Consider the following 16,436-nt stretch of genomic DNA (forward strand, 5'->3'; position numbering starts at 1 on the left):
CATAATTTTTATTCATTCTGGCCAATTGTGAGAAGGCCTCTGAAGAAGTGCTGTCTATTTGCAATGCTTTATAAATGGCATCTTTTGCCTTCGGCAAAATAACAACGGCACTGCTGTTATAGTTAGGGAAGTTGGGGTAGGAGAAATCAAACATCCAGTAGGTTTTGCAAAGCTCAATGTAAGCTGTTACAAAACGTGGGTCTGTATTTACAGCTTTCTCCAACCATTTAACTGCTATTAACAAGCTATCAATCGAACCGCCATTTCTTGGATTGCCGATTTTTATATAATCAAGTGCTTTGGTGTAGCATGTGTTTGCTTCGTTGTTTTGCGAATAGACTTTAGCAGTAACCTGCGCCATGCAACTTGCAGATGTAGCAAAAAATACCGCAATCAAAATAATTACTTTTAAATTCATGGTCGGTAATGATTTAATTTTCTTAACATTAGTTCCCGCCTGGGGTTAGCCACTCTTCAAAGTCTCCAGCAATGAAGGAAGAAGCCAATGCATCATTTTTAATCAGGCAAAAGCTTTCCCAATTTTTAGTTGAGTGATGGCTGCTACCAGTATGTCTTTTTCGTCGCTCATTTTCTATTTGCTGATTACAGGTTATTTATTTGCACCCATACCACCAATGATTAGCCAGCCTTTGTCAGTCTTTTTCCAGGTATGAATTATTTTGGCGATTGGTTTTTGCACCGATTCATTTTTCTCATTCGTCCAGGTATGCGTAACATCATACATGGCAATCACGATATCGCCAAAACATTCACCGCTTTCTTATCCAGCACATAACTGTATTTGCCGGAATTCTCTTTATACATCAATACGATCCAGTCAGTAATATGATCTTTACCTGTTATGATGTTATTACCCGGATATCCAATAAATTGTTCATCCCATAAACTGAGATAGGATTTCAGGTCATTTGCTTTTACATATTTCCAGTAGTTCTCTTCCATCTGCCAAACTTCATTTTTGGTTTGTTCAACAACAATTGTTTTGTCATTAACACTGTTTACCTCTATCCAATATCCATCAGAATCCTGGAAGTACAATTGCTTTACCCCATCGGCCCTGTTGGTAAATGTATTTGGTTTTCCCGGCCAATCGGAATAGGGAATCTTCAAATCAGTTAACCTTTTCAAGACCCCATCAAAATCATTACTGGTAAGGCCAAGGTGAACTGCTTTATTAATTGTTACAGGTTCTTTTAAGATGGAGATGAGGTGCAGTTCCCTGCCATCTGCCAGTGCCACCCACCTAATGCCTTCTATTTTGGTACGATTGGTTATCTCGGGCAGCAGCATTACTGTTTTATAAAATTCTGCGGAGCGGTCTGCGTTTTTAACCGAAAGGGCAATATGATTGATGGAAAGATTCAACCCGGAATTTTCCTGCGCCTGTAGGAATCCGGAAAATAAAATGGCAAGCAGGAAGTTTGATATTTTTTTCATGTTGTTTATTTTATTAATGCTTTTTTAAAAACTATTTAATCTCAAAGAGTACCAGGTTTATTTCTTTATTGCCATCTGATGAAAAATAAAAGGACGAACCCGGTTCTATATACAGATACTTTCCCGTTTTTATTTTGCTTGATTTTCTATTGATTGTATCATAACAGATAATCTGATCACCTGCAACCAGTTCTGCCACCATTGGCCCACGCCCCGTGAATGTGTTGTTAAGTGAGGATGCTGTAATTCTATAGGCAATGGCTTTTTCATTATCAAACAGTACCGGTAGGGCCAGCGGTTTAATGAGGTTGTTTGGTTTATAAGCTGCAAGCAATTCAATGTCGGTAACATGAAATGGAACAGTATCGCAATTGCTCACACGGTGTACCAAAGTATCATTGATGAAGGACCTGTAAGAAGCGTTACCTTCCTGGTTTTTATTTTTTGCCCAGGCTTTTCCTTTTTCCTGTACGCATACGTACGTGCTGGTAAACTGTAGAAACAGGGATGGGGTAGCATGGATATGAAACAAGCTGGTATCACCAGGTTTGATCCATACATCAAGCAGCCTGAAATATTTATTTTCTACCTTTTTTTTATGAAATGGTTCCTCTCTTGCCGGTACCTGTGCTTTGGCGTGGAGCCAGCAGCAAGCTGTGATTAAAACCAATAGTGTTATTTTTTTACTCATGCTGTTTTATTATTTTATTAATTGTTACATCTTCGGTTTATAATATTGTTTCCAGAGTAGTTTCAACTGGTTTTTTATTTTGAAATTTCTTCATTATTAAATAGATAATACAAACTATTGCAATAAAAATAATGGTGGAAAGAATTTCCCATTTGCTTAAACTGGTAAGTAACCATATTATAGCTGCAATGCCAATAAAAGGAAAGACAAGGCCGCCGGGTATTCTGAAAGTTTTTTCACCGGCATCCTGCTTCTTCATTCTTAATTTAATGGTGGCTAAAATAACAGCAAGGTAAACAAGCAGTATGGCGGCACTTGCCAAAATGGCCAACTGTTTAAATCCACCGGAGATAGAAACAATAAAAATAAGTGTGCCATAAGTTAATACAGCCAAATAAGGCGTTGCAAATTTTGGATGAACTTTGCTGAGGAACTTTGGGAATAAGCCATCATTTGCAGCAGCAAATAATGTACGTGGTGTAGCCATCACATCAGCGCTTACACTTCCAAAGCAGGAAACAGCAGCTGTAATTAACAGGATAGTTGCACCAACCGGCCCTACAATTTTTTCGGCCACCGCTGCCAGTGGTGCATCTTTAAACGTTGCCATTTCAGCACCTAGCACACCCTGTGTTACGATTTGTAGAAGCATGTAAACAATCAGCACTACAATGCCGCCCACGCAAATACCCAGTGGCACTGTACGTTTAGGGTTTTTAAATTCGCCGCTCACACCAAGTGATGTTTCAAAGCCCGCAAAAGCATAAAATAAAATAAGGGCCGTATCGCCAAATGTTTTTAGTGATGGCGCATGCTCCCAATGCAGGTTGCCGGTTTTTACCTGGCTAAAACCAAAGATGATAATAGCCAGCAGCGGCAATAATTTTATAACGGTAATCAGCTTTACCAAACCAATACCTTGCTTTGTACCCAGTATATTAATGAGCACCATAAAACCAATTAATACAAAAAACAAAAACCCACGAATAAGTGGATTTGCAAAACCAGGAAATAGTATAGCCAATGAATCAGCAAGAATATTCATTACGGCAGCACTACCCAAAATGCCCCATCCAAAAGTGAACAACCAGTTAATTACAAATCCGAAAAAATTACCGAAAGCCGCTTCTACATATGCATAAGACCCACCGCTGGTTGTAACCCGGCTTCCAATTTCGGCATAGCAAAGCATAATGGCAGCCAGTATAATACTGCAGGCTATATACCCGAAAACACCAAAGGCACCCATGGCAATACCAACAATGGCGGGCAGCACAAATATGCCTGAGCCAATTACTCCATTCACAATAGAAAGTGCAAGGCCGGAAACACCTACTACCCGTTTTAATCCTTCATCGGTATTTTCATTTGCCATATTATGTTAGTTTCGGTTTAAGTAATTATAAAAACGCATTCATTATTTTGCTTCATTGGCTTTTAATACCCTTAATAAATTTCCTCCCAGGATTTTATTAATATCCTTTTTGCTGTACCCTTTTTCAACCAATGCTTTTGTAATTAATGGATAAGATGTAACATCATCTAATTGCTGCGGTGTAAGGTTTATACCATCAAAGTCGGAGCCGAGGCCTACGTAATCAACTCCAACCAATTTTACGATGTAATCAATATGATCAATAAGCATAGATAATGGCGGCCGCATTGGCTCTGCTTCTGCTGTATATTTTTTATACAGTAAAGTCATCATGTACCATTCATCCATACCGCTTTTTAAAAGAGAATCACTTTCTGCTTTATGCATTTTAAAAAAAACCTCTTCTTTCCTATGAAAGCTACTGTCGATAAAACCGGGGTTAAAATTTATCTGTATCACTCCTCCATTTTTTGCAATAGCTCTTATCTGGTCATCCTTTAAATTCCGGCGGCTTGCCACCAGGCTATATACCGAACTGTGTGAAGCAATAATAGGTTTTGTAGTTATTTTAATTACATCCCAAAAACTCTGGTCGCCAAGATGACTAACATCAATCATCATTCCTAATTGATTCATTTTTTGCACTACCTGCATACCAAATTTTGTAAGGCCTTTCTTGCCTTCGGAATTTAGTCCCTTTCCAATTACAGGATTGGGGCTGGTTTCGTCTGCAGCACTGGTAGCCCACGACGGCGCTACATTATGTGTCAAGGTTAAATACCTTGTACCACGTTTATATAATGTTTCTAATTTAGTAAGATCATCTTCTATCATGTGGCCGCCTTCCACGCCAAACATAGCAGCGATCTTATGCTGCTTTACTGCATTCAACAGTTCGGCATAGTTGGCAACTTTTACGATCTTATCCGGGTTGCGTGCCACTACAGCATCAAGACTATCCATTTCCCTGTTGGCATAGGCATAAGCATTTTTCAGCGCTCCATCGTAATACACTGAAAAGATCTGTACATCCAGCCCGCCTTTTTTCCAGCGGGCAAGATCACTATGTGTTTTACCGGTAAGGTCCTGGTCAAATACTATTCCCTTGTCAGCAGCCTGCATCAGGATATCATTGTGTGTATCCACAACAATGGCTTTTCGATGTTGTTTTTTATAGGATTGAGCAAAAAGCTGCTGGGTAAAAAGAAGGCTGAGGAGAACTAATTTTAGTTTCATTTTGTTGGGTTTACATTTTTAGTGGCAATTATTTTTAATCAGCATTAACCTGCCTTGCATTTAATCCAAAAGTATTTTGTACAGCGTTGTACCAATCCTCATCAGTAGCTGCATTCCAGTCCACGTATTCTTCATCTGTCATAGATGCCCGCCATTGCAGAAATGGTAATGCATCAGGGCCTACCGGGTACCGCAATTGCCAACTGTTACTTTCTGCTATTTCCAGGATCTTTTCTGCAACCATAGAAGGATGCGTTGGTGTTTTAAGAGAAGCTGCAAAAAGTCCGGCAAAACGTTTTGATTGTGGGTAAATTGAATCTTTGCCTGTGCCGATATCATTGGCCATTTGGGTATTGATGATGCCGGGTTGCACCATGGCTACTCTTATATTGTGTGGCTTAACTTCCTGCGCCAGGGATTCTGTAACAGCTTCCAACGCATGTTTACTTGCAGCATAAGCACCTAATGGCGTGTTGGCTATTTTACCGGCAATGCTGGTTACATTGATGATACAGCCGTTTTTGTGCTCACGCATTAATGGAAGCAAAGCCTTTGTACACCTGAGTACACCAAAATAATTGGTTTCCATTACAGCTTTAAAATCTGCCATAGGTATTTCTTCAATGGAGCCATGACATTCAATACCTGCATTATTAACTAATACATCAATAGAGCCATTCTCCTGTAAGATAGCATCCATGCATTGTTTTACGGATTCATCCGAGTCAACATCCATTGCAGAAATACTGATGTTTAAAGATTCATCTTTTATTTTTTGCTTAAAGTCAGCAGCCTTATCAGGGTTACGCATGGTTGCAAAAACTTTATAACCTGCTCTTGCAAATGCCAGTGCAGTCTCCAGGCCTATACCTTTACTTGTTCCTGTAATGATTACTGATTTCATTTTTATAGTTTTAGTGTTAAATTAATTCAGCCTGTCCATTCCTTCTATTACCCGGTAAGGCGTTTTAAAAAAGTCGTTAATAGTTTCGTTAAACTGCCTGCTGTAATTAACAGGTGTTGAATGGCCCGAGTTAGGAAGGATCCATAAATAAGATTTTGGAATATTTTCTGCAATTATTAAGGTATGCCGCGGTAACAACGCATCATGATCGCCGCCAATAACAAGCGTGGGGCATTTGATGGTATGCAATTGCTTAAGTGTAATATTTGGCTCCCTGGTCATCATCTCTAATAATTTGTATTGATTTTTTACTTCGGGAGTTTTTTGTACGCCTTTTAACGAATCAACCAGGTTGGCCAGCCAGTTAAATACAGATGGCTCAACAGCAGTTGTATCAGGCCATAAGTTAGCACCTGTAACCGCCAGTTTTTTTACTTTCTCCGGATGGCGGATTGCCAGCAGCAAACCATTAATACCACCATCGCTCCATCCAATAACATAGCAGGAATCCAGTTTGAGATGGTTGAGCAGGGCATTCAGATCATCCGCCATCAGGTTGTAATCCAACGAATCGCCTGGATCAATTGATTTGCCCTGCGCCCTGCTATCTGCAAGAATTACTTTGTATTCTTTGGAGAAATACGGGATCTGTTTACTGAAATTATTAATGCTGCCACCGTTGCCATGGATGATGAGCAGTGGAGCACCTGTTCCGTATATTTCGTAATACATATTGAAACCACGGGTATTGAAATTGTGACCGGCTTTTGGGTTGTTGCCGTACTCAGGTTCGGGTTGGGCAAATACAAACCCGGCAAGAAATACAGCAGCCATTATGAGGATAAATTTCTTTTGCATGATGTAAAATTAAAATGATTGTTATTTCCACATGTTGAAGAGGATGAAGCTCAGCAATGAAAAAAACAGGCGACATATTTAGTCGCCTGTTTTTCTTATTATTTATTTTGAATCCTGGTTGTAAATTTCCCGGATGCATAAATATTTGCCGTCACGTTTTTCAAATACAGCAATATACTTTCCCCCGCCAATTGTTTTACCGGCGGCATCTTTATACATCGTTTTTCCAACCTCGGTTGCCACATCTCCCTGTGCATAAACATCCATAGTTTCAAAAGCAATGCTGGCAAATTTTGCAGGTTTTGCAAAATCGGCTTCCTGCTTTTTTTGTATAGCGGCTTTACCTGTAAGCATGGGTTCGCCATCGGGCATACTCACTGCATCATCAGCGTACATAGCCATTAGTGTTTTGCTGTCCTTGGCATTTTGTGCAGCGGCCCAGGCATTTTCAATTGCCACTATTTCGGAACGAATCTGTGCCAGATCAGGCTTTGCAGGTTCAGCTACAGTGGTTTCTGCGGCAGTTTCTTTTTTTTCTGCTTCCTTGCAGGAGGCAAATAGTAATACGCATGAAGCGTAAGCAATAAGGAGCATTGTTTTTTTCATTTTGTTTATTTTAAGATTAATAATAAAGAACAATTTTTAAATATTGAGCTGATAATAACTCTGCAGTGAATACAATTTTAAATATCTAAATCAACTATTTATTTTACTGGGATTACAGGCATGCTTGTGTTCCATATATTGGAATATATTTTCCAATCGTTACCCGTGTTTTTCCATACATTTATATATTTCCCATTTTCAATAGTACTGTCTTTGCCATAGCGCATAAAATAATTGCCCTCATCAATCAGGTAATCTGCATAACCATATATTGCAGTGGTTTCTTCCCTGAATTCTTTTACACCAAATTTTATATATTCGGCTGTAAGCGTTGCAATAGCTGCACGACCAACCACCGCATCGGCATTGGGAGGAAATGATCTTGCATCTTCTGTAAACATAGTATCAATAATTGCATGATCGCCGCTAACATGTGCTTTTGTGAACTGGCTATTTTTTTCCTGAATGATTTTTTTTATAGCATTTATGTCAAAATTGGCAGCTTTATCTTTTAAGGTGACAGCTGGAGTAGAATTATTGTTACTACAACCCACAGTAAATAAGGCCGCAATTATGATAGCCACCAAAAAAATTGAAACTTGTTTCATTTTGCTTATGTTTTATTGTTTGTAAATGGAAAAGATTGTTTAAAATAAATCATGCATGCTTTTGTAATGAACATTAATTGACAGTTTACTTTTTACTGAAAAATATTTTTCCTGCATAAATTACCGAAAGCACCGCTAAAAAAATACCTACTGCAATAAGCTCATTTAACTTTGATTGAAAAAGAAACCAGCCAAGAACCATTAAGGTTAATATTGGAATAAGCAAACCACCGGGCAACTTAAAACCTGCAGGGTAAGTTTTATTTTCTTTTAACCTGAATTTTATTAAAGCCAATACCACACCTGCATAAGTGATCAATAAAGTAATTGTAGCTAAAACAATCAGTTGCCTGAAACCACCGGACACTGCCAGAACAAAAGCTATAGCCGAAAAGCTGATAATGGCCAGGTGTGGTGTAGCATATTTGGGATGCACCGTTGATAAAAACTTAGGCAGCAGCCCATCTTTAGCTCCGGCAAACAGCACCCTCGGAAACCCAAGTATGGTTGAATAAAAACTTCCGAAAATAGCAAGTACACCACAAGCTATTAAAACTTTAATGCCCCAGGTACCCAACAATATTCCGGCAACTGCAGCAAGTGGTGCTTTTTGATTAACCAGTTCTGTACCCAATGCACTCTGAGAAACCAATTGCAGCAAAGCATAAAAAACTACTAAAATAATTACGCCCAGTATTAAACCAAGCGGTGCGGTGCGATTTGGATTTTTCATTTCGCCACTGATGTTTAAAGCAGTTTCGCCACCAGCAAAAGCAAAAAATAAAATGAGCGACGCAGTTCCTAATTTATCAACAGAAGGGAATCCTTGCCATGTAAGGTTAGCTGTGTTAAGTTGTACAAGCCCGGCTACCAGTATTAAAATAAGCGGTAAAATTTTTATTAGTGTAACGATCTTAATTACAATCATCCCCTGTTTTGTACCGATGATATTACTATAAGCTACCGCAATAAAAATGAGGAGAAACAAAAGCCCCCGGTAAAAATATTGGTTAAGAATGGGAAACGGAATGGATAGCATATCGGCAATACCATTGATGAGAGCAGCGGCCACAAAAGCCCCGGTACCAAACCAAAAAAGTGTGTTGGCTAAAAAGCCCCAGAACGGCCCAAATGCTTTTTCGATATAGGCATACATACCACCCGATGTAGTGATACGGCTGCTTACTTCTGCATAACATAAAGCAACCAGCAAAAACATAAAACCACAAACTGCATAAGCTATAATACTGGCATTGCCTAAAATGCCCGCTATCAATGCAGGTAATAAAAAGATACCACTGGCAATGGCGATGTTGATTACATTAATAGCCACATCTGCAATGCCCAATTCTCTTTTTAGTCCTTCGTTTTCGTCAGTCATTTTTATTCGCTTTATGTGCTTACATATCAATCTCAATCAACCACAATTCAATGCCAGGCCATTTTAGTTTTAGCCAGCTGCCTTAGCAATATATTTTTTATATATAGCTCAGCCACTTTTTTTCAGGATGGCTGCTTTTGTATTTATCATACCATTTGCACAGGGGATATAATGCAATTACAACAGATATCCAGATGATATAGGCAACAGCCAGACTATATCCCTCACCGGGTGCTACAAATTTCCAGGGCATGCCTGGTGCTCCTTTCAATCCTTCAGAAAGAGTATGCCCACGGGACAGGTATAGAATAATATTGATGCAGGTCAACAAATAAAAGTGAATGATATAATAGAACATGGGTACCCTGCCATAAATAATAAATATTTTTGCAAGTCGGCTTCCGGTATTTTTAACCAACCCAAGAAAGATAAGCGCAGGCCCAATGGTGGCACACATATACAACAACGAAGGTGGATATTTTTGTACATTCATAAAAGATAAAAAAGTGTACAAGGCATTTTTTTGTCCGGACCAATCTACTGGGTCGCCGTAAAGATTTGTGAAACGCAGTAATGCAAAAAACACCAGTAAACCTACTCCGGTTCCTATTAGAATTTTATTTCGCTGCGGTGGTTCATAAGCAGTAAAAACCTTACCAAAACAATAGCCCAGCATCATTAACCCAGTCCAGGAAAGAAAAGGATAAAATATAAATAAATGGTGCCCGGGCCATAAAGTAAAATCGCCCTGCTTGTGCAACAGGTGCCACCAAAATGGAAGATCGCCCTGCTGATTAGCTTCTGCAAAATCAAGTGAATTATGTCCTAATACAATCACCAGACCTGTTATTAAAATAACATAAAAGGGTAGCCAAATCATTATACCAAGGATGGCCATACTGATACCGATAGCCCATAATGTTTGAATAATAAAATAACTGAAATAGATATCGCCTGTAGTACCTAATGTAATAATAATAAGATCAACTAATATTAACCAAAGCCCACGGGTAATTAAAAACTGGCTGAGTTCTTTTTTTGTTTTTCTGCCGCTCTGCAACCAGGCTGAAGTGCCTGACAGGAATAAAAAAATGGGCGCACAAAAATGGGTGATCCACCGGGTGAAGTACAGGAATGGACTGGTGGTAGCGAGATTCAGCGGATCATCAACCAGTGCTGCACTGTGAAAATAATCACGGCAGTGATCCAGCGCCATAATGACCAGGATGATACCACGAAGCTAGTCGATGGATTGTATTCTGCTTTTTTTAAGTGTTGTCATGGTTGAATATTTAAAATGGTAACCAGTTGCTATTTTTTATTTCGTTTTATGTGCTTCCATATCAATCTCAATCAACTGTCCTGCTACGGCCAGCCCTTTTACTTCCAGCCAGGTGCCTGTTGGGAATTGTTTTTTGTAAATAGAATTGCGGAAGCCTGATACTTTGATAAACTCCGCCATGTTGGTGGTATAAATATTTTCTGCTACCACATCATCAACAGAGTAACCATAATGCTGTAATATTTTTTGCAGGTCGGCATAACAATTTTTCATTTGTTGCTCCATATTACCTGGTGCCACTATCATTCCGGAATCGTTCATACTTACTGCACCGGAAATTTTAAGGTCATCACCAATTCTTACGGCATGGGTGTAGCCGTATTCCTTTTCAAGCTTTGGCCGCAGGTTAAAATACTCAGGCGCTTCGGTTGACGCTGGTTTGTTTTCTTTTCCTAAAGTCTCGTTGGGCTTTACTGCAGTATTACAGGCAGTAAAGAGAAAAAGAGTAAAGCAGCTTGCTTTAAGAAATGAATGATTTTTTTTCATGTTGTTTTAATTGTTTTTAAATTTTATAAATAACTCAGCCGTAAGCGAACTGGTCTTATAAGAACACCAAATGATAAACGATTTGATGAATGACAAATCCTGCAATAGCAATTAAGTATGGCTGAAATTTTCTTTTGTTTTTTAAATCATATAAAATGAGTCCGGTCAATATGGAATAAATAATGGCATACTCAACATTCTGTGTCAGTAATTCAGACCATCCCAGCAGGCCGGGCCCAATGCGCCCAAAGGTTGGCCCCAGTAAGACCAATGCCGATGCAATCATGTACCGCATATGTTTGGCGGCTTTCTTTTTATAATAAATAGCGAGTGAATAAAACAATATCAGCAATAATCCATCGCCAATTGGAAAGAAAAGAAATTGGTAATCTCCGGCATCATATGTTTTTATTATTCTTGGAATAAATGAGAGGATGAGTAAGGGGAAAACCACATAAGAGAGTTTGCCAACCGAGCGATGCCAGGAATTTTTTTTATTGGCAATCAAAAAAGGCTGAACGATCAATATGGCTATCCATACTGTGGCAATGATGGAATGAATATGAAGGTAAACATCAAACTTATTTCCAAAATTTGGGAATGGCTGAAAATAGCTTTTGTAAAAACCGGCAAATATTAAGGGGATCAGTAAAAGAAAAAAGTAGCCAAGGTATTTATAGTTTTTGTCCATTTTTTAAAATTAATTTTGTTTTATTTTTTGATTAGCCATGCAGCATAATTTAACTGTTTAACTACAAATAGCTCAGCCACCATTTTTCTTTGTGGTTTTGTTTATAGCTATCGAATTTTTTACATAATGGATAAAGCAAAACAATTATAGCAATCCAGATCAGGTAAACCGAAATCAGATTAAAACCAAAACCTTTTAATGCTTCTACTCTAAATGGCAGTGCAGGTAAGATCATTTTTTGCCAGCCAAAGCCTGTAAGTTCCGCAGCTACTAAGGCCAGTAAATGAATCAGGTAAATATGAATGATGTAAAAGAAAAAAGGCACTCTTCCAAATACACAAAAGAAGTTAACGGCTTTGCCTTTTAATTTTTCGGCATTGGCTAAAAACAGCAAAGCCCCGCCTAATGTTACCAATAAAAATGAAAGCGAGGGAGGATATTTGGTTAGATTTAAAAAAGAAAATATGGTTTGTGTTAGATTGCCATAATTTTTCCAGGGCAATAAGTTGCCGTAAATATTTATACCTCTCAATATTATAAACAATATTATAGCAACAAGGCCAATGATGTTGAATAATTTTTTCCGTTTTAGGGGATCATAAGTTTTATCGTAAAATGTACCAAAGTAATACCCCAAAGACATCACAGCAACCCATGGTATTATTGAATAACCAACCCTGAATACATGGTCTGGCGTTGTTAAAAATGCTTTGCGTTCATGTAAAAATGCCCACAGCATATTATCAAAGTGAATATTGTCGAGAAGATTATGCCCAAAAATCAAAACGCAGCTAAAAATCAGTATTACTTTTTTAGGAAGATGTATCAGTGCCGCTAAAAAAATCATACTGATGCCCAATATCCAGATTACCTGGAAGCCCACTGTTTTAAAAGTAATATCAAAACACCAGCCGAAATTCATAATAACCAGTTCTACAAAAACCAACCAAAGTCCACGTTTTAACAAAAAAATTGATAATTCATTTTTAGTTTTTCTTTTGCCAATCATAAAAGCTGAAAGCCCAGCCAAAAAACTAAATGCAGGAGCACAAAAATTAGTAATAAACCTTGTAAAAAAAAGAGAGGGATTTGTTAATGTAGGGTCGGTTGGGTCAAAAAAATATGATGAGTAATGAAAATAATCTCTCACATGGTCAATGGCCATAATTACTATCACTAAGCCTTTTAACAGGTCAAGCGATTCTATTCTGGGTTTCTTAATTTCTGTCATAATTCAGTTATTTGAGTTTAGGGCCAACAATCTCCATATCATGTTCTTTAAATTGCTGCTCAAGAGTTTTTCCGTTGGTGTATGCTGGATTTTTTCTGTTGTAAAAAAACGCTTCCATTTTACCCGCAGGTTGGTAGGTAAGAATCATTTGGTGAGGCCCTTCCCCAATTGTAAGAAAACAGTGAGGAATATTTCTTGGTGCAAACGCAGTGTCGCCTTTTTTAAGATTAAATAACTCATCTCCAATTTTTACAAGGTAATTTCCTTTTGTGATAAAGAAAACTTCGTCTTGATTAGGATGAATATGTAAAGGCGGACCAACATCTTTGGGGTCATTCTCCTCTACAACATATAATTCATTGTTAGTGTCTTTACCTGAAACTTTACACTTCATGTTTTTTTCCTTTCCAAAAATCGTGTCTTCATTGAATCGGTCTTTATCAGCTTCCACTTTAAATCCTCCTTTTAGTAATCTAAGTTTCTCTTGAGCCTTTGCAATAAAAGGAGTAATGGATGCTATGGGTACTACCGAAAGAAACAACTGAATTAATTTTCGTCTTTGCATATTTAGTCAATTTTTTAATTTTAAAATATATAACTATCAATCTTTGCCATTATCACTATCACTAAGCCTTTTAAAAGATCGAGAGATTCTATTCTGGGTTTTGTAATTGTTGTCATATTTTTATGTTACTACGGTTTCTTCAAAAATCTATCGCTCTATATTTAGTCTTTAACTCTACGCCAACCCACTGCCAAACTATTTTCAATTTCCATTCCAACCCCTTTGGCAAGTACTATTCCTTTTACAATCCATGACACACTGTAAAAGTTTCCCGTTTTTTCAATCGTCAGGTCATACTCGTCAGAAAAATCTCCATTTTCGTAAAAGTATCGCACATGATAATTTCCAGCAAAGCCCTCCTTTGGTCCTCCTGTTGCTATGCCAGGTCCACTCCAAATATTAGCATAGTTCCACCTGGCGAATAATGTTCCCGGAGTATTACTCTTTGTGTATAGTACAAAGCCTATATTCAAAGTGTCCGATGATTTTTGTTTTACAGTTTGCGAATTACCAGCAAAAGGAATTATAAAGATTAGCAATAGCACAATTAAAAGGCTCGAAGTAAATAATAAAATCGTTTTCATTGTTATAATTATTTTTAAATTATTGTCTACTCTTTCCGATAGCTATCGGAACGGTTTTCGGCTGCCCCATATTTTATTTTTTATTCCAGCCTAATACAATTTCGGTAATCAATAATGGTATTGTCCAACAAAACCATATTACTGTTGGTCCTCTTTCTACAAATTCTGGCATCAGATTTTTTAGGATAGTTAATTCATTTAGCCAGCGAAACGTTACAAAAGCAAAAGTCACTACATAACTTCTTATCATCCACTCTTTGTGTTGCATAATACGTCCCCTCATCACAGATACATAAGCCATCAATGCAGAAGCAAACCAGGCAAAAGCCAAACATTGCAAACCAAAAGCCCATGAGAAATTAACTCTGTATGCACTTGTCCAGGCTAAATAAGTTGAGCTTATTGTCCCGATTAGGATTGCGATTAAATAAATTCTTCCCAACCACCTATGAGTGGTCATAAATTTATTTCGAAATGCTTTCGAGAATTGGAATGGCCCAATTATCAAAGCTAAGAGACCGCCGGAAATATGTCCAATAAGTGGCCATTTATAATCCCAATACCTGCCAAATGTTATTTTATCAAATCCAAAATAAGGTAACGCATCTTTTAAAATAAACTTTCCAGCAAATAAGAAAAGGAACAGAACGATTCCCAGTGTTAAAAATAATTTAGGTTTTTGCAATAGTTGAATGCGATTTGATTTTTCCATTATTGTAATTATTTTTTTGATTGCTTATTCTATTCGTTTTTAGGCTTTCCAGTTTTTATTTTTGATTAACACTATTCACTTCTATCCAATAGCCATTTGCCATGGACGGTGTCGCAGCCATGGTTCATGTCTACAAGAACCTTTTATTATGTTAGCCTGTGTTTCGTGAAGACACGAAACATGGCGAGGAGTTAAGGTTTGAAAAAAACAATTTTATTGATTATATTTTAAAACCTTTGTACCATTAATTATCTTATCAGCTGTTCTTTGTATAACAACTTTTACAGCTCCATCTTTGTGTAATTCAAAAGTAGCAATGGGATAACCTATGCCGCCTTCGAAGCTGTTATTGCCAATATATTTTAAACTTGCTCTGATCTGTCCGTTTTGTTTCATAAAGAGCAGGTCATCATTTTTAATAAACTCAATAAGGTTATTATCGCCAACATCAAAAAGTCCGGTAACCTTATCATAAACTTTTTCATCAAGTGGAATCTCTTTACCCATAATTACATTAAAAACAATTTCCTTTTAGCCAGGCTTACTTTCCGAAATATTGAGTATCCTGTTTACAGCTTTAGGAGAAGAAGCCCATTTGTCGGTTTCAACATATTTGCCCCCTTTAAAATAGATCTGGGTTATTAAGTCCTGTTGATTAGGCACAGACACCCGCATGTGTATGTGAGCAGGCCGCCAGGATGATTCATCGGTTGGGTCGGCTTTATAGGGAACTGGCAGAATGGATTTAAACGCATACTTTCCATCCGCTTTTGTTTTTTGCCCGCCACGATATTTGTATTCGTCAGAGGCATTATCATAAATCTCATTTTCATCGCAATGCCAGATTTCCACCAATGCATTGTTGATAGGCGTTTTCCCATCTTCTTTAAAAATGCTTCCTTTTAAAACAATTGGGGCACCATGAGAAGCAGGAAGTCTTAAGTTGGTTCTTAATGGTGCTCCCGGTCTGTAAAAAGGGCCAAGAATGTCAGTTGTAGTTGGAGTGTCGCCTTCAAAACTTTTACCATTAAAGCGTATAAAACCGCGGGAGCTTACTGCTACAGCAAAAAGTGCGGTGTTCCTTATAAAATTTCTTCTTTGCATAAAAATGTTTTTAGTGTGTAAAAAATGGGGTATTATTTTTTTCTTTTTTACGCTGATAAGGTTTATGGTTACAGTATTCTCTACCAAAAAAATTTTTTTAAAAATAAGAGGAGTGAACAAGTCACCCCTCTTTAGGTTTAATGGTTGCTGGAAGGGTAGTATAAAATTATTTTTGTCAGGGTTTGTTTATTTACAAACTATGGCTGTGCGCTAAACTTATTTCGAACTCAAATCAGCACGTAAAAAAAGTAATTCACTCCAGCTTTCGTCAATAAATTCCGCAATATCTTTTAGGTATTGTGCATAAGAGCCTTCTCCATTTACAGCTTCATATGTTTCTTTAAATGGTTTACGAAAACCTGTTGCTCTTTCTTTTAAGCCCTGCTTATACCTTGTTGTTAAAGTATATTGTGCTTTTCCGGAAGAACTGGCAGAATAAACCGCAACCGTTACACCAACTGCAACCCAATTCTTTTTCAATTTCTTTATAATATTTACTACATCATCACTATGACCAATTTTGGGATATATATGATTAATATTTATTTTATCAGAGAAATCATCCAATGCCACTGTACTCAATGAATCGATGTAAACAGAATAA

The 16,436-nt window shown here is 37.6% G+C and carries 21 protein-coding genes; all 21 read right to left on the minus strand.

The window, feature by feature from the left end; all coding sequences use genetic code 11:
* A partial coding sequence (locus tag ACY65O_RS16980; RefSeq protein ID WP_462222052.1) for a hypothetical protein occupies positions 1-418 on the minus strand: 418 nt, incomplete at its 3' end.
* Between the two features lie 192 nt (positions 419-610).
* Positions 611-754: a hypothetical protein gene (locus ACY65O_RS16985; RefSeq protein WP_462222053.1), complete on the minus strand. Its 144-nt coding sequence runs from the start codon at positions 752-754 to the stop codon at positions 611-613.
* Positions 751-1,458, minus strand: a complete 708-nt coding sequence (locus ACY65O_RS16990; protein ID WP_462222054.1) for a VOC family protein — start codon at positions 1,456-1,458, stop codon at positions 751-753. Before ACY65O_RS16990 ends, ACY65O_RS16985 begins: the two co-directional genes overlap by 4 nt.
* Positions 1,459-1,489: 31 nt before the next feature.
* Positions 1,490-2,149, minus strand: a complete 660-nt coding sequence (locus ACY65O_RS16995; protein ID WP_462222055.1) for a hypothetical protein — start codon at positions 2,147-2,149, stop codon at positions 1,490-1,492.
* A gap of 37 nt (positions 2,150-2,186) precedes the next feature.
* Positions 2,187-3,524: an APC family permease gene (locus ACY65O_RS17000; protein WP_462222056.1), complete on the minus strand. Its 1,338-nt coding sequence runs from the start codon at positions 3,522-3,524 to the stop codon at positions 2,187-2,189.
* Between the two features lie 42 nt (positions 3,525-3,566).
* A complete protein-coding gene (locus tag ACY65O_RS17005; protein WP_462222057.1) occupies positions 3,567-4,760 on the minus strand; it encodes a dipeptidase in 1,194 nt (397 codons plus the stop codon).
* Between the two features lie 34 nt (positions 4,761-4,794).
* A complete protein-coding gene (locus tag ACY65O_RS17010) occupies positions 4,795-5,664 on the minus strand; it encodes an SDR family oxidoreductase (RefSeq protein ID WP_462222058.1) in 870 nt (289 codons plus the stop codon).
* Positions 5,665-5,685: 21 nt separating this feature from the next.
* Complete coding sequence (locus tag ACY65O_RS17015; protein ID WP_462222059.1) at positions 5,686-6,522, minus strand: alpha/beta fold hydrolase; 837 nt, start codon at positions 6,520-6,522, stop codon at positions 5,686-5,688.
* Between the two features lie 102 nt (positions 6,523-6,624).
* Positions 6,625-7,128 (minus strand): YybH family protein, encoded by a 504-nt coding sequence (locus ACY65O_RS17020; RefSeq protein ID WP_462222060.1) that lies wholly within the window; start codon positions 7,126-7,128, stop codon positions 6,625-6,627.
* A 98-nt stretch (positions 7,129-7,226) separates the two neighbouring features.
* The gene (locus tag ACY65O_RS17025) at positions 7,227-7,736 is read right to left on the minus strand and encodes a YybH family protein (protein WP_462222061.1); all 510 of its coding nucleotides are present in this window, start codon (positions 7,734-7,736) and stop codon (positions 7,227-7,229) included.
* An 85-nt stretch (positions 7,737-7,821) separates the two neighbouring features.
* Positions 7,822-9,117 carry an APC family permease gene (locus ACY65O_RS17030; RefSeq protein WP_462222062.1) on the minus strand — a complete coding sequence of 432 codons (1,296 nt, stop codon included), beginning with the start codon at positions 9,115-9,117 and terminating at the stop codon, positions 7,822-7,824.
* A gap of 97 nt (positions 9,118-9,214) precedes the next feature.
* Positions 9,215-10,348, minus strand: a complete 1,134-nt coding sequence (locus ACY65O_RS17035; protein ID WP_462222072.1) for a DUF1624 domain-containing protein — start codon at positions 10,346-10,348, stop codon at positions 9,215-9,217.
* Between the two features lie 87 nt (positions 10,349-10,435).
* On the minus strand, positions 10,436-10,945 hold the full coding sequence (locus tag ACY65O_RS17040; RefSeq protein ID WP_462222063.1) for a RidA family protein: 510 nt from the start codon (positions 10,943-10,945) through the stop codon (positions 10,436-10,438).
* Between the two features lie 55 nt (positions 10,946-11,000).
* Positions 11,001-11,636: a hypothetical protein gene (locus ACY65O_RS17045; RefSeq protein WP_462222064.1), complete on the minus strand. Its 636-nt coding sequence runs from the start codon at positions 11,634-11,636 to the stop codon at positions 11,001-11,003.
* A gap of 61 nt (positions 11,637-11,697) precedes the next feature.
* Positions 11,698-12,867 (minus strand): DUF1624 domain-containing protein, encoded by a 1,170-nt coding sequence (locus tag ACY65O_RS17050; protein WP_462222065.1) that lies wholly within the window; start codon positions 12,865-12,867, stop codon positions 11,698-11,700.
* A gap of 7 nt (positions 12,868-12,874) precedes the next feature.
* Entirely contained in the window at positions 12,875-13,432 is a 558-nt protein-coding gene (locus tag ACY65O_RS17055; RefSeq protein WP_462222066.1) for a cupin domain-containing protein, read from the minus strand.
* 161 nt (positions 13,433-13,593) lie between these two features.
* Positions 13,594-14,016 (minus strand): hypothetical protein, encoded by a 423-nt coding sequence (locus tag ACY65O_RS17060; protein WP_462222067.1) that lies wholly within the window; start codon positions 14,014-14,016, stop codon positions 13,594-13,596.
* Positions 14,017-14,089: 73 nt separating this feature from the next.
* Positions 14,090-14,728, minus strand: coding sequence for a DUF2306 domain-containing protein (locus ACY65O_RS17065; RefSeq protein WP_462222068.1), 639 nt, complete (start codon positions 14,726-14,728; stop codon positions 14,090-14,092).
* Between the two features lie 213 nt (positions 14,729-14,941).
* Positions 14,942-15,235 (minus strand): hypothetical protein, encoded by a 294-nt coding sequence (locus ACY65O_RS17070; RefSeq protein ID WP_462222069.1) that lies wholly within the window; start codon positions 15,233-15,235, stop codon positions 14,942-14,944.
* A gap of 24 nt (positions 15,236-15,259) precedes the next feature.
* Positions 15,260-15,919 carry a dioxygenase family protein gene (locus ACY65O_RS17075; RefSeq protein ID WP_462222070.1) on the minus strand — a complete coding sequence of 220 codons (660 nt, stop codon included), beginning with the start codon at positions 15,917-15,919 and terminating at the stop codon, positions 15,260-15,262.
* A 129-nt stretch (positions 15,920-16,048) separates the two neighbouring features.
* Positions 16,049-16,436, minus strand: a 388-nt coding sequence (locus ACY65O_RS17080; RefSeq protein ID WP_462222071.1) for a hypothetical protein, incomplete at its 5' end; no start/stop codon positions are given.

The organism is Ferruginibacter sp., from assembly GCF_031430955.1.
Lineage (GTDB): Bacteria > Bacteroidota > Bacteroidia > Chitinophagales > Chitinophagaceae > Ferruginibacter.